The sequence below is a fragment of the Vreelandella xerophytica genome (assembly GCF_968048975.1).
On record NZ_OZ309106.1, the window covers coordinates 1,711,444 to 1,725,517 of the forward strand.

The 14,074-nt window shown below is 59.7% G+C and carries 8 protein-coding genes, 1 tRNA gene and 1 other RNA gene; 4 read left to right on the forward strand and 6 right to left on the reverse strand.

Going from position 1 to position 14,074, the window contains the following annotated elements; genetic code table 11:
- Nucleotides 1–113 precede the first annotated feature (113 nt).
- The 4 genes from ACWF8S_RS08070 to betI all read right to left on the reverse strand — a co-directional run bounded on the left by ACWF8S_RS08070 (nt 114) and on the right by betI (nt 6,651).
- A complete protein-coding gene (locus tag ACWF8S_RS08070; protein ID WP_447556345.1) occupies nt 114–2,600 on the reverse strand; it encodes an acyl-CoA dehydrogenase in 2,487 nt (828 codons plus the stop codon).
- 220 nt (nt 2,601–2,820) lie between these two features.
- On the reverse strand, nt 2,821–4,518 hold the full coding sequence (gene betA / locus ACWF8S_RS08075; protein ID WP_447556346.1) for a choline dehydrogenase: 1,698 nt from the start codon (nt 4,516–4,518) through the stop codon (nt 2,821–2,823).
- A gap of 38 nt (nt 4,519–4,556) precedes the next feature.
- Nucleotides 4,557–6,026, reverse strand: a complete 1,470-nt coding sequence (gene betB / locus ACWF8S_RS08080) for a betaine-aldehyde dehydrogenase (protein WP_447556347.1) — start codon at nt 6,024–6,026, stop codon at nt 4,557–4,559.
- A 19-nt stretch (nt 6,027–6,045) separates the two neighbouring features.
- Nucleotides 6,046–6,651, reverse strand: a complete 606-nt coding sequence (gene betI, locus ACWF8S_RS08085; RefSeq protein WP_447556349.1) for a transcriptional regulator BetI — start codon at nt 6,649–6,651, stop codon at nt 6,046–6,048.
- Between the two features lie 253 nt (nt 6,652–6,904).
- Here betI and choX point away from each other — a divergent pair, with 253 nt between their 5' ends.
- The 4 genes from choX to ACWF8S_RS08105 all read left to right on the forward strand — a co-directional run bounded on the left by choX (nt 6,905) and on the right by ACWF8S_RS08105 (nt 9,889).
- Nucleotides 6,905–7,837 (forward strand): choline ABC transporter substrate-binding protein, encoded by a 933-nt coding sequence (gene choX, locus ACWF8S_RS08090; protein ID WP_447556350.1) that lies wholly within the window; start codon nt 6,905–6,907, stop codon nt 7,835–7,837.
- Nucleotides 7,838–7,951: 114 nt separating this feature from the next.
- Nucleotides 7,952–8,028 (forward strand) — tRNA-Met (locus tag ACWF8S_RS08095).
- 60 nt (nt 8,029–8,088) lie between these two features.
- An RNA gene (gene ffs, locus ACWF8S_RS08100) (signal recognition particle sRNA small type) lies at nt 8,089–8,185 on the forward strand.
- A 681-nt stretch (nt 8,186–8,866) separates the two neighbouring features.
- Nucleotides 8,867–9,889: an SDR family oxidoreductase gene (locus ACWF8S_RS08105; protein ID WP_447556351.1), complete on the forward strand. Its 1,023-nt coding sequence runs from the start codon at nt 8,867–8,869 to the stop codon at nt 9,887–9,889.
- Nucleotides 9,890–10,104: 215 nt separating this feature from the next.
- On the opposite strand, the gene ACWF8S_RS08110 is transcribed toward ACWF8S_RS08105, so the two are convergent.
- A complete protein-coding gene (locus ACWF8S_RS08110; protein WP_447556352.1) occupies nt 10,105–12,759 on the reverse strand; it encodes a tetratricopeptide repeat protein in 2,655 nt (884 codons plus the stop codon).
- 36 nt (nt 12,760–12,795) lie between these two features.
- Nucleotides 12,796–14,055: an alginate lyase family protein gene (locus ACWF8S_RS08115; RefSeq protein ID WP_447556353.1), complete on the reverse strand. Its 1,260-nt coding sequence runs from the start codon at nt 14,053–14,055 to the stop codon at nt 12,796–12,798.
- Nucleotides 14,056–14,074: the final 19 nt, after the last annotated feature.

Sequence of the window (14,074 nt, forward strand, 5' to 3'; positions counted from 1 at the left end):
TATAAAAGCGCCTTGTCGTACTTTTATGACAAGCCACTTTCATGACAAGCCACTTTTACCACGGACACGAAAAAGCCGGCCCGTGGGCCGGCTTGAAGACGAGGCAGAAAGGGTTACTTGATGCTTGCTTCTTCGCTGATCGCCGGCGCCCTGGGGGCGGGGTTATGATCGATCAGCGTGGACTTGTTGGTTGCGAACTCTGCAAACGAGAAGTCGTCCACGGTCAGCATTTCCAGCACCTCTTCTTCGAAGGTGCGCATGAACTCGGCATCTTCCTGGCTGACGATGCCTTTTTCCAGGCCAGCTTCCACGCGGGCTTCCGGATGAAGCGCTGTCTGGGGGAGTTCACCTTTGGCGTAGGCCTTGTTCACCGTGCGATAGATCTTCTCGGCACGCTCGTACTCCACCAGCAGGGCGTTGTAACGGGCGAGCGGGTTGCGCTGTTCGCCGTCGTCCTTGTCCCAGGTGTTGTGGAGAAGCTTGGTACGCAATGCGCTGTGGGTGGAAACCCGATGGGCAATATCGCGGGCGAAATCGTCGTGGGGTTTATCCCAGCGCCGGCCGGCAGGCATGACGACGGCATTGAGCACCTTGCCAAGCGCCCGATTGGGCAGGTTGTCGAAGATCTCGACAAACGCCTGCTCGGCCCGGTGCAGCAAGAAGCGACAGCTATAGTGAAGAAGCGCTTCTTCACCTTCGACCTTGTCACTGGCCTGCCACTGCTTGAGCACCATGGAGGCCAGATACAGGTTGGAAAGCACATCGCCCAGACGCGCCGAAAGCATTTCGCGCTTTTTGAGCGCCGAGCCAAGGCTTGCCATGGCCGCATCGGCGCACAAGCCAAAGCCTGCCGAGAGCCTGGCGATATCCTGGGCGTAGATTGCCGCCGGGGCATCAAAGGGGACGCTGGCTTTACCCAGGCCCAGGCCGAGGGTGAAGGCACGCGCTGCGTTACCGAAAATAAGCCCTGTGTGCTTGAAGAACGCCTTATCGAAGGCCTTCATGTCGTTGGCATCCTTGGCGGCAAGCTCTTCGAGCACATAAGGATGGCAGCGAATCGCCCCCTGGCCGAAGATCATCAGGTTACGCGTCATGATATTCGCGCCTTCCACGGTGATCGCCACCGGGTTGGCGCTGTAGCCGATGCCCAGATAGTTGCGCGGGCCAAGCGTTACCGCCTTGCCCCCGTGAACGTCCATGGCATCGCTCAGGATGACACGCTGGAACTCGGTGAGCTGGCTTTTCAGAATGGCCGAGGGGACGGCGGGTTTCTCGCCGTGGTCGATCAGGTTGGCCGTCTGATAGACGGCGGCCTGGGCGATATAGCCAAGCGCTGCCATGCGAGCCAGTGGCTCCTGCACGCCTTCCATTTCAGCCACGGGCACGTTGAACTGACGACGAACGCGGGTGAACCCGCCGCTCCAGCCAAGCGCGTAGCGGGCGGTACCGGTGGCACCGGAGGGCAAGGTGATGCAGCGCCCGATCGAAAGACACTCCACCAGCATTCGCCAGCCCTGGCCGATCATGCCCTGGCCGCCGATGATGGTATCCAGCGGTATGAAGACATCGATGCCCTTGACCGGGCCATTCATGAAAGGGCTGCCAATCGGGTGGTGACGGCGACCGATCTCCATGCCGTCGGTATCGCGAGGAATCAGTGCCAGGGTGATACCGCGGTCTTCCTCATCGCTCAACAGCTTTTCGGGGTCGAACAGGCGAAACGCCAGGCCTACCACAGTGGCAATGGGGGCCAGGGTAATCCAGCGCTTTTCGAAGTTCAGGCGAACGCCGAGAACTTCCTTGCCATCCACGGTTTGCTTGCACACAACGCCGGTATCTGGCAGCGACGTGGCATCCGACCCGGCCCGCGGGCCGGTCAGGCCAAAGCAGGGAATCTCGCGGCCATCCGCCAGGCGGGGCAGGTAGTGATCCTTCTGTTCCTGGGTGCCGTACTTGAGCAGAAGTTCGCCCGGGCCGAGAGAGTTGGGCACGCCCACGGTCACCATCAGTGTTTCATTGGCGGAGAGTTTCTGCAGTGCCATGGACTGCGCCTTGGCAGAGAACCCCAGACCGCCGTACTCCTTGGGAATGATCATCCCGAAGAAACCTTCCTTCTTGAGATAGTCCCAAAGCTGCTGGGGAAGGTCGGCACGCTCGATGGTGATGTCCCAGGCGTTGCACATGCCGGCGGCGGTGGCGCACTGGTTGTCCAGAAACGCCTGCTCGTCTTCACGAAGACCTTCGTCTTTGTAGTCCAAGAGCGAATTCCAGTCCGGCTTGCCGGAAAACAGCTGGCCATCCCAGGAAACGCTGCCGGCTTCCAGTGCGGTGCGCTCGGTGGCGGACACCTTGGGAGCGACTTTCTTGAACGTGGCGAAAATGCGCGGGGTCAGCCAGAGCCGGCGGATGCCCTGAAGGCCGGCGACCGCAACCAGTAACGCGCCAATCAGCAGAATGAAACCCGTGACGGGGGCTTCAAACACCAGCCCGACCAGGCCCAGAACCGCCAGTACGGCAATGGCCGGGGCGGCGCCCGCTTCGCGGCGCATCACCACCAGCAAGCCTGTAATGGCCAGCACTATCAGTAGTAGTGTGAGCATAGAACCTCTCCATGTTGTTACTATCAGTGGTCATTGCGTGGCAACTACCACGCATTTAAACGAATGTTTGAATAGTGGCAGACTCGCGCCACCCTGCGCAAGTACTTCCCCGTTACACCTTAATGTAGTTTATGAGCAGGCCAAGACCTGGCCTTGCAGATAAAAAAACGCCGCAGGCTTAGCGGCGTTTCGAGCGTGAACGTCCAAATGAGTGGGTGTTTCAACAACGCGAGTAAGGGTCACTCGTGAGCTCGGCAGTGTTGGTAACGTTGGCAACATAGTAGTCGACATGCTCTCGGGGTAGCGGTTTGCGCCCGCGAATGTGATCGGCAATTTTCTCCGCCAGCATGATGGTCGGCGCATTGAGGTTGCCGGTAGGAATCAGCGGGAAAAGCGATGCGTCGACCACGCGAAGCCCTTCTACGCCGTGTACGCGGCCCTGAGCATCGGTCACGGCGTCGTCCCCTTCACCCATGCGACAGCTTCCGCAAGGGTGGTAGGCGGTTTCGGCGTGCTCCTTGACGAACGCATCGAGCGCTTCGTCACTTTGTATATCAGGCCCCGGCGCCACTTCACGCCCGCGGTAGCGATCGAATGCCGGCTGATCGATGATTTCGCGGGTCAGGCGTATCGCATCGCGAAACTCCAGCCAGTCCTTTTCCCGGGACATGTAGTTGAACAGGATACTCGGCGCCCTGGCGGGGTCTGTGGAGGTGGTTCTGATACGTCCACGGCTTTGCGAGCGCATGGAACCCACGTGAGCCTGAAAGCCGTGGGCCTGGACCGCGCTCTTGCCGTTGTAGCTGATGGCAATAGGCAGAAAATGGTACTGAAGATTCGGCCACGGCTCTTCATCCCGCGAGCGAATAAAGCCGCAGGCTTCAAACTGGTTGCTGGCGCCCACGCCGGTGCCCTTGAAGAGCCACTGGGTACCGATCCGGGGCTTGTTGTACCACTTCAGAGCCGGGTAGAGCGAAATGGGCTCTTTGCATTCGTACTGAATGTACATCTCCAGGTGATCCTGCAGATTTTCGCCGACGCCGGGCAGCGCGTGCACCAAATCGATCCCGAGCGACTTCAAGAGCGCCGGGTCGCCCACGCCGGAGCGCTGGAGAATGTGCGGTGAGGCGATCGCACCACCGCATAAAAGGACTTCGCGCCGCGCAAGAACGCGTTGGCGCTCTCCTTTACGCAGGTAGCGAACGCCCACGGCGCGCTTGTCATCAAACTCGATGACATCGGTAAGGGCGCGGGTTTCGATGGTCAGGTTATGGCGCTTTCTGGCGAGGTCCAGGTACCCGCGAGCGGTGGAAGCGCGTCGCCCCTTGGGCGTCACGAAACGGTCCATCGGGCCAAAGCCTTCCTGACGGTAGCCGTTCACGTCCCTGGTTTCAGGATACCCCGCCTGTTTGGCTGCTTCGATGAATACCCGATACAGCGGGTTGTTGTCCGGTCGGGGAGTGGTCACGCTGACCGGGCCGTCGCCACCGTGATAGGCGTTCGCGCCAGTATCCCGGGTTTCACACTTCTTGAAGTAGGGCAGACAGCTCAGGTAGTCCCACTCTTCAAGCCCTGGCTCCCTGGCCCAGTTGTCGTAGTCCAGAGCATTGCCACGGATATAGCACATCCCGTTGATCAGAGAGGACCCGCCCAGCCCCTTGCCTCGGCCACACTCCATCCGCCGGTCGTTCATGTAGGGCTCGGGGTCGGTTTCGAACGCCCAGTTATAGCGCTTGCCCTGAAGCGGAAAGGCCAGTGCTGCGGGCATCTGAGTGCGAAAGTCGAGCCGGTAATCGGGCCCGCCCGCTTCCAGCAGCAATACGCTGACCTCGCTGTCTTCGGTCAGGCGTGTAGCCAGCACGTTACCCGCCGAGCCCGCACCGATGATGATGTAGTCGAATTCGCGCAATCCAGACATGGCTCCCCCTTGCATATCGCGTAACAGGCCCCGGGCTTTTAGAATACCGACTCGAACGGGCCCATCTCGATCTGTATGGATTTGGTCTGGGTATAGTGGCTGAGCGTCTCGATACCGTTTTCTCGGCCTATTCCTGACGACTTGTAACCGCCTACCGGCATCTCACAGGACGATTCGCCCCAGGTGTTGACCCAGCAGATACCTGCTTGCAATTGATGAATCACCCGGTGGGCGCGGTTGAGCTGTTCACTGAAAACGCCCGCAGCAAGCCCATAGGGAGTATTGTTGGCGCGCTCGATGACCTCCGCTTCATCGTCGAAAGTCAGCACCGACATCACCGGGCCGAAAATCTCCTCTTTGACGATACGCATATCATCGTGACAGTCGGTGAAGATCGTCGGCGCCGCCCAGGCTCCCTGGGCAAAGATGTCGGCCTTCCATGCATCGCCGCCGATCAACACCCGTGCGCCTTGCTCCTTGCCAAGCGTGATGTAGTCGAGCACCTTCGCCTGATGTTCAAAGCTCACCAGGGGGCCAAAGTTTACTTCAGGGTCCAGCGGGTCGCCGGCACGGATGCGTTTGACGCGCTCGACAAGCTTGGCTTCAAACGTCTCCTTGATACTGCGTTCGACAAACACCCGGGTGCCGTTGGTACATACCTGACCGCTGGAATAGAAATTCGCCATCATCGCGGCGTCGGCGGCGCGGTTCAGGTCAGCATCGGCGAAGACGATCAAGGGCGACTTGCCGCCAAGCTCCATGGTGACCTCTTTAAGGGTGGAGCCGCCGGCCGTGGCCATGACCTTTTTACCGGTGTCCACTTCGCCGGTGAACGAGATTTTGGCGATCCCTGGGTGCTCGGTGAGCATCGCGCCCACGCGGCCATCCCCCTGTACCACGTTGAATACGCCATCGGGCAGGCCCGCTTCGGTAAATATTTCGGCCAGCTTGAGGGCGCTGAGCGGGGTAACTTCGCTGGGTTTGAACACCACTGCGTTACCGGCAGCCAGGGCCGGCGCCGCTTTCCAGCAGGCAATCTGAATCGGATAGTTCCATGCGCCAATTGCGCCGATCACACCCAGAGGCTCGCGGCGGGTATAGATAAAGGCACTTTCGCGAAGAGGTATCTGGCTGCCTTCAATGGCTGGGGCAAGGCCCGCGTAGTATTCCAGAACATCGGCGCCGGTCACGATATCCACGTTCGCCGTCTCGCTGATCGGCTTGCCGGTGTTCAGGGTTTCGAGCCTGGCGAGTTCCTCGTTGCGCTCGCGCAGAATCGCCACGGCGCGAAGCAGCACCCGCGAACGCGCCATGCCGGTCATCGCCGACCACCGGCGCTGGCCTCGCAAGGCGGCCTCGACGGCGCTATCCACATCTTGCCGGCTCGCCTGGCCGACGGTGGCCAGTGTACGTCCGTCAAAGGGGTTGACCACGCTAAAGGTATCGCCCGAGGTGGCCTTCACCCAACGACCGTCGATATAAAGCGGCTGAATGTCATTTACGTTCATCAATGACTCCTTTTGCATGTCAGTTCGCCAGGCCAGCGGGAGAAACGTCCAGTAACCGGTCCAGATGAGCAAGTGCCAGGCGCCGGGCGCGATCAACGTCCAGGCCGCTTGGGGCTAGTGCGCCTCGTAACCACAGCCCGTCAATCAAGGCGGCAAGGGCAAGGGCGGCGCCTTGCGCCTGCTGGCGAGGCATCACTCGACGAAACTGGTGGCACAGGTTGGAATAAAGCCGGCGGTCGTTGACGTTTTGCAAACGCGCAAGCGCTGGGCGATGCATGCTGCTGGCCCAGAATGCCAGCCAGGTCTTGGCTGCCGGGCCGGCCACCTGGGTGCGATCGAAGTTGCCCTCGATGATCGCACCGATATGCGCTCTTGCTGAGTTCTCGTTCAGCGCGTGACGCCGCTTGGCGACCGCCTGGTTCAAATCTGTCAGGATCTGGCGCATGGTGGCTTCGAGCAAACCGTCCTTGCCGCCGAAATAATGGCTGATGATCCCCGATGACACGCCCGCATGACGGGCAATACGCACGACCGTCGTCTCGGCAAGGCCCACTTCGTCTATCGCGACCATGGTGGCCTCGATGAGCTGTTGACGACGTATGGGCTCCATTCCCACTTTGGGCACAACGACCTCCTGCTGGTGTTGGTTGGCTGGGGTTGATAGTGGCCTTTTTGATAAGGGCCTTATTGATAGGGGCCTGTATCGATCGGCGTACCCGAATGCTCAGGCAAAGTATCGCCTTGAAATTCCCGATTAAGCATGATTAGCTGTATAGGGTGACATTTTTTTATTAAACGTTCAATTAACAAAAACGCGAACAAGCGAAGCGCGGACAAGCGACTAAGCTGAACGTACACTTTTTGCCTGGAGCCGATCGATGCATTACTCGAACATCACTAAATGGGGGGCTTTTGCGGCGCTGACCGTCTTGCCTGCCGCCGCGCTGGCCGATGAATGCAGCACCGTGCGGTTTGCCGAGGTGGGCTGGACCGATATTACCGCGACTACCGCACTGGCCAGCGAAGTGCTGGAAGCGCTGGGTTATGAGCCGCAGGTGGATACGGTATCGGTGCCCATTGCCTACGCCGGCATGCGCAATAATGATTTCGACGTGTTCCTGGGCAACTGGATGCCGTCCATGGCGTCCATCAGCGATCCTTACATTGAAGATGGCGATGTGGTGCGCCTGGTGGCCAATCTTGAGGGTGCCAAGTACACCCTGGCCGTGCCGCAGTATGTTTATGAGGCGGGCGTGACCTCGGTGAACGACTTGGCGGGCAATGCCGAGGCGTTCAACTACCGTATCCACGGTATCGAAGCCGGCAACGATGGCAATGAGCTGATCGAGCAGATGATCGAGGACGATGCCTACGACTTGGGTGACTGGCAAGTGGTGGATTCAAGCGAGGCCGGCATGCTCTCCGAGCTGCGTACCCGCGTGCCGAACGAGGAGTGGATGGTCTTTCTGGGCTGGGAGCCGCATCCCATGAACACCAACTTCGACATGGCCTATCTCTCCGATGCCGATGATTATTTCGGCCCCGATCTCGGGGGCGCCACGGTGCATACCAATACACGATCCGGTTTCATCGAGCAGTGCCCCAACGTAGGCAGGCTTTTAACCAACATGACATTTACCCTCGATATGGAAAACGAGCTGATGGCCGCCATCATGAATGACGGCGTTGCCCCACGCGAGGCTGCCAATGCCTACCTGAAGGACCGCGATGATCTCCTCGAGGCCTGGCTTGAAGGTGTAACGACCCGGGAGGGCGACGAAGCGCTGCCCGCTGTACGCCAAGCGCTGTGAGAACGCCCTTGGGGAAATTGTCCGGGTTTTAGACGTTCAGCACAAAAGGCAGGCCGTTTTGGCTTGCCTTTTGGCCTCGATCCGGGCATAATCTGCACCCGCTGATGTCGGAAAGGCTACGTAGCTCAGCTGGTTAGAGCACATCACTCATAATGATGGGGTCCCCTGTTCAAATCAGGGCGTAGCCACCACATCACGCAGCAAACAACATTCGCAGAGCACTTGTTTCTGGAATGTCGCAATGGTGGCCCCTTAGGTCCTCCCGCAACGCGAAACTGCAAACCCCGCCAGGCCCGGAAGGGAGCAACGGTAGTGGTGGATGCGTGTGCCGGGATGTGGCTTTTGGGGCCGCCTCCATTTCTGTCATTTCCATTCTGTCATGGCATGAATTCCCTCCATAACGACATGATCTGCGGCTTGTCGTGACATGACCTGCTTTTGTAGTAACCCTGCGAAATGACAACTGTCCTTTATCGGCGCAAGCTCCATTACTCCCGTGTCATGCCTCTCTACGAATTTGCCAGCTCTAGAACTGGCTGTACTCATGTTGTAGAGCCCCCGCATAGTTTGACGCCTGCTGCCACTTTGAATATCGACCTTGAGTTAACGCGTTTGTTGGCCCACCTTCAGGTTTCAATTATTCATTTCATGGTAAAACTAACCCTTGTACCCCTGCCTTCAATATCTTGCGCGATATTCAAAAAGTAACCTTTATTGAAGTTACGCCCAGGTATTTGGTCCCGCGAAGCAATGGTTTATGGTATGAGTTCCGGCGACTCATGCGTCATATTTACTTTCCTGCAGACGCTATTGTCTCGCTTCGGTCATTGCTTGAAACCGTGGCGTCGACTGCATAGTCAAAAGTAAGCCAAGTGAGTCTCTTTTCGCACTGAAGCCAGGCCCATGCCCGGTGCGCCACGGTTAATTTGCAATTCTTGTAGAGCATTATCTTGAGAGAACGGTTCGAGCTTGCAATCAAGGCTCAACAACCCCTTCACGAAAACCGCATCGATAAGCAAGGAGCGCGAAATGGCACTGCACTTGAAAGATCTGTCCGACCAGACCGTGATCATCACAGGCGCCACCACGGGCATTGGCCTGGCAACTGCGCGCATGGCTGCCGAGCATGGCGCACGCCTGGTTCTGGCGGCTCGTGACGAGAATACGTTGCGGGAACTCTGTAACGACATCAACCTTGCCGGTGGCGAGGCCGTTCATGTCGCAGTCGATGTCGGTGATAAAGCTCAAGTTCAAAGAATAACGCAAACCGCCATCGATACGTTCGGCGGTTTCGATACCTGGATCAACAATGCCGGTGCATCCCTTTTCGGCAACCTGCTCGATATCGACGAAAAGGATTACCACCGCCTGTTCGATACCACATACTGGGGCGTCGTGTATGGTTCCCTGGAAGCGGCACGCTACTTCGGCAGGTACCGCGACGGCTATGCCGGTGCGATCATCAACCTCGGCTCGGTTGCCTCGGATCAAGCCATTCCCTATCAGGGCATGTATTCGGCTGCCAAGCATGCCGTAAAAGGCTTCACCGACGCCCTGCGCATGGAACTCGAACATGTCGGTGCGCCCGTTTCGGTCACGTTGATCAAGCCCGCCAGCATCGCCACGCCCTTCGCCGAACACGCCGGCAATGTCATGGACACGGAGCCGACGCTGCCACCACCGCTCTACGAACCTCACATCGTCGCGCGCAGCATCCTTTACTGCGCCGAACATCCCCGACGCGATATGTACGTCGGTGGGGGCGGGCGGCTCATGGCCGCGCTGGGACACTGCGCACCACGGTTGATGGACAGGATCATGTCGGCGAAGATCGTCGGACAGCAGCAGACCAACAAGCCGGAACATCGTCGCCACTTCGCGCTGCAGGAGCCATCCACCGATATGCGCGAACGCGCCCGGTACCCCAGCCATATTTTCAAGACCAGCCTGTACAGCAATGCCTCGATGCACCCGGTACTGACCACGACCGTATTGGCCGGAGCATTGATCGGTTTCGTTGCCCTGACCGGGCGGCACCCGAAGACCCGATAGCGCTTCGCTCGTTGTGCCGGCAGGCGCTACGGTTTGGCCAGTTAGCAGTTAGAATCGCCGAGGGAGAATAGGCGGCCGCCCTTTGAGCATGCTCAAAGGGCGGCTAGTGTGGAAAATCTCATTGGGCAATGATACTGATCCAGGGGAAAGGTCGATTGAGGCCAGATAACCGCGAGCCGTGCCACTTCTGGCGACTCGGCGAGCACGTCATCGGGTCATTCGTCAAAGATGGTTTCCAGTTCAGTATCAATGGAGGCAAACGCGGCCTCATCCGTCAGCAGTTGGCGCAGCGTCTCGACAGCAAGCTGACCCTCGTTATCGATCAGGTTATTGAGCCACAGTAACGCCTGCTGTTGATTGGGATTCTCGAAGCCTCGCGCCAAAAGATAGGCCCTGGCCAAGGCGAGGCGGGCAGTGCGGTGTCCCTGGCTTGCTGCCTCATAGAGGTAGCTGGCCCCCCGCTCGGTATCCTGCTCGATGTTGATTCCGTTGAGGTATTCACGGCCAAGCGAAGCCTGGGCACCAGCATGGCCCCGATTGGCGGCATCCAGGAGTAGATCATGGCCTTGCTGTACGTCCTGGCTGATAGCGCCTTGGCCGCGCATGAGGGCAACGCCCAGTTCGGCACGCGCATAGATGGCTCCCGCATCACTGGCCTGTCGATACCAGCGCTCGGCCAGCTCTGCATCCTGTTCGACCCCTTCGCCGTGCTGATAGGCATCGCCCAGCACGTAGGCGGCGTGCGGGTTGCCGGATGCGGCCGCCGCGTTGAGCAGTTCAAGGCCGCGCGCCACATCCTGTTCGGCGTGTCTGCCGGTCAAGTAGGCTTCCCCCAGGTCCTGGCGGGCACCCGCATGCCCTCTGGACACGGCGGTTTCCAGGTAGGCAATGCCGCGCTCGCTTTCGCCTCGATCAAGATACATGCGGCCAAGGCGCGCCCCGGCACCGGCATGGCCTGCCTGATAGGCCTGCTCCAGCCAGCGCTCGGCCTGCGCCTGGTCCTGACCTATCCCATTACCATCGAGATAGGCGCGACCCAGATTCGCCATGGCACTGGGATGCCCGCCTTGGGCGGCGGCAATGAGCGCATCGATATCGCCTTCAGCCCCCAGGTCACGCTGCACATAGACGAGCGCATCGGCTGCGGAGGCATGTCCTGCCTCTTGCGCCCGGGCCAGCCACCGCCTGGCCTCGTAAAGGTCGCGCCTGACACCGTTTCCTTCTCGATAGGCACGACCCAGCAACACCATGGCATAGCCATCACCCTGCTCGGCGGCCTGAGTCAGCAGCTCAACGCCCCGAGACGGATCGCCCCCCAGCGAGCCTTGCAGATAGGCATCGCCAAGGCTGGTCATGGCGGTGGTGTCTCCGGCCTGGGCAGCTCGTGTCAGCAGTTCCTCGCCGCGATCAGGCTGCAAGGGCAGGGCGCCGCCGGACAGATAGGCCTCGCCGAGCATACGCATCGCGCCGGTCTGGCCCTGTTCGGCAGCCTCGAGGAGTAGTTGCTGGCCTCGTTCGGGGTCCCTGGTCACGCCCCGGCCTTCCAGATAGGCGCCGCCGAGTTGCTCGGTCGCCCAGGGGTGGCCGAGTTCATGGCCGCGCGCCAGATAGTCGGCGGCGGTGGCCGGTCGGCTTTCGACACGCTCGTCATCCATGAACAACGCCCCCAGCTGGGCCAAGGCCAGAGGATCGTCATTTCGAGCCGCTTGTTCGAGCAGGTCGATGCCGCGGGGCAGGTCGTCAAGGCCTGTCTGGTCTTCGACAAGGGCGCGACCAAGAATCAGCCGAGCATCGTTGGAGCCCGCCTGGATGGCCTCGCTCAGCAGCCGTTCAGCGCGGTCCGGCGCCAGGGGTTGACCGTCGCCTCCGGGCGTCAACAGTGCCTGGCCGAGGTAGGTCATCGCCTCGACATTGCCCTGACGTGCGGGCTCCTCCAGAAGCGAGATACCCAGCCGGTACTCGCCGTCGTTGATGAGCGCTTGCCCGGCGCGAGCCCGGTCGTTCAGGTCGCCCAGCTGCGCGGCTTGCTGCAGCCACTGAATGCGCTGATCGGACTGGTCACTGAGCAGGCCGTCAGGGGAGTAGAGCGATGCCAACTGAAACATGGCGTCGACATCGCCCTGGCTCGCCCTGGCCTCGAGCCGCATGGCGTAATGCTGAGCGTAAGCCATCGATTGTGAGTTATCCTCTTCCAGCCAACCGCCGGGCGCGTACGCCTGGGCCAGGGCCAGCAGCGCCTGTTCCTGGTCCTGAGAAGCCGCTTGTTCGTAAAGCCTTTGGGCAAGGACAGGGTCTGCCTCGACACCTTCGCCACCTTCGGACAGCAGGTTGGCAAGATCGATTTCTGCTGTCCGGCCCAGGTTGGCTTCCATGGCCTGCCAGAGCAGGTAATAAGCAAGCACGTCGCTACGCTCTACGCCACGGCCCTCTAGATAAAGCCTTGCAAGGTTGAGCGAAGCATGGCCGCGGGTCGAAGAGGGCGTGTTGATCGCCTCGCCATACAGGCGTGCTGCTTCGGTGAAGTCTTGTTCGACGCCGAGCCCTTGTTCATGGAGCTTGGCCATCTCGTAAAAGGCAGGTGGCACATAGCGGTCCATCAAGGGCTCGAGGTACGCGATGGCTTCATCAAAACGGCCCTCGGCGATGCGCTTCTGGGCGAGGTTGATTCTCTCCCAGTCCGCTCCATCCGTATCGGCCTCGGGACCACCGGAGAACCAGCTCGCATAGTGTGCGGGCACGGGGCCCGTGTGTTCGCCGGCAGGCGGTTGTTCAGAAGTGACGGCGCAGCCAGCGAGCCACGCCGACAACGTCAGCGCTGCGCTCAGCTGCAGCGTGGATCTGAATGGCATCTTGATCGTTGTCCCTTTCATATGCTCCCTGCTGTTCTGGTGTGGCGCGGTGACGATTCAGCTGTCCAGGCCCTGAAAGGCTTCGGTTTCCTGGCGCTGGTCGTCCATGCGGATGTTCGCTTGGGCATCGGGGTCCATGAAGTAAAGAGTGACAGGGCCCCCCGCGCTGCGACTGTAGGTGGGTCGTGCCCGAGTGATGAGGTCGGCCATGCCTTGATGATCGAAGTGAGACAGGTAGATTTCCATCCATGTAAAGTATTGTGGGTCACGCAGAAAACCGGTGTACTGTTCGCGTGGCGCGTAATCGCCCAAGGCCTCAGGGTCGTCGAGAATCTCGAACAGGTAGTCGACGCCTTCGTGGATGTTGCTGTTCTCATACTCCAGGTCGAAGATGTCATAGCCTTGGCGATGAATGATCTGCATATTGGGGATGAGGTAACTGAGGGCGTAGTTCTGGTAATGGATAGCGCGTCGTCCGCGATTCACCTCGAGGGGTAGGGCGCCTTCCTCGGTCATGTCGTGCAGGGCCGAGTAAATTGCACCGACACCAAAACGAAACAGGTCATTGTCTTCGACCAGCACGCCAATCATGGTGGCGTAGAGCGCGCGACGATATAAATGGTTATTACAACAGCTCTGCTGCGCAACCCCCGGCACTGCCGAGTGCTCCAGAGCCAGGCGTTGCAACCACTGCTCGATGTCGGCCCGTTCTTCCTCGAGGCCGTCGATGAAAGGGCGCACGATAGAGTAAGCCATGGCCGCTGCGAACAGCATCGACTCGGAGGCGAACCAGGCTTGCGGTTGCGCCGGTTCGTAGACAAAGTCCGTCATGGCCTCGGCCTCGGCCCAGCGAGACAAGTAATGCACCAGGCATTCGCCATAGTAAATATCGCCACTGGCCACGAAAGAGCCGGCCAGGTCCGATACGCTATCCTCGAAAGCGAATAGTGGCCCGGTTGCGAGCTCCCAGGCTATGCGGTCGGGATAGAAACCGGGTATCGCGCCCCGGGTCGTGATGGGCTCCGAATTGGTCTTTTGACGGCAGCTGGGGCCCATCGAGAACTTGTCTCTGAGCTGAAGCAAGATACTGCTATCGGTTCGCTCGAGCAGGGCGATGCGCGCTTCTACGTCAAAATAGCTGGCATTCGTATCAGTGACACGATAGTCGGAAAGGTCAAGATTTTGCCGCCCCTCATTTGAGAGCGTCTCGTCCAGGTCCACATTAGCCGATAGGTCAGTGCTGGCCAGGGCCATCAAGGCAATGGGCAAGGCAAGCACAAACCGGGCGGAAAGTCCTTTCGCTGAGGCAAGAGGCATGATCGTTATTGCTCCGAAA

Excerpts from the sequence above, each read along its gene's own strand:
- ACWF8S_RS08070 (WP_447556345.1), bottom strand. The coding sequence starts at position 2,600 with ATGCTCACACTACTACTGATAGTGCTGGCCATTACAGGCTTGCTGGTG.
- betA (WP_447556346.1), bottom strand. The coding sequence starts at position 4,518 with ATGTCTGGATTGCGCGAATTCGACTACATCATCATCGGTGCGGGCTCG.
- betB (WP_447556347.1), bottom strand. The coding sequence starts at position 6,026 with ATGAACGTAAATGACATTCAGCCGCTTTATATCGACGGTCGTTGGGTG.
- choX (WP_447556350.1), top strand. The coding sequence starts at position 6,905 with ATGCATTACTCGAACATCACTAAATGGGGGGCTTTTGCGGCGCTGACC.
- ACWF8S_RS08105 (WP_447556351.1), top strand. The coding sequence starts at position 8,867 with ATGGCACTGCACTTGAAAGATCTGTCCGACCAGACCGTGATCATCACA.
- ACWF8S_RS08110 (WP_447556352.1), bottom strand. The coding sequence starts at position 12,759 with ATGAAAGGGACAACGATCAAGATGCCATTCAGATCCACGCTGCAGCTG.
- ACWF8S_RS08115 (WP_447556353.1), bottom strand. The coding sequence starts at position 14,055 with ATGCCTCTTGCCTCAGCGAAAGGACTTTCCGCCCGGTTTGTGCTTGCC.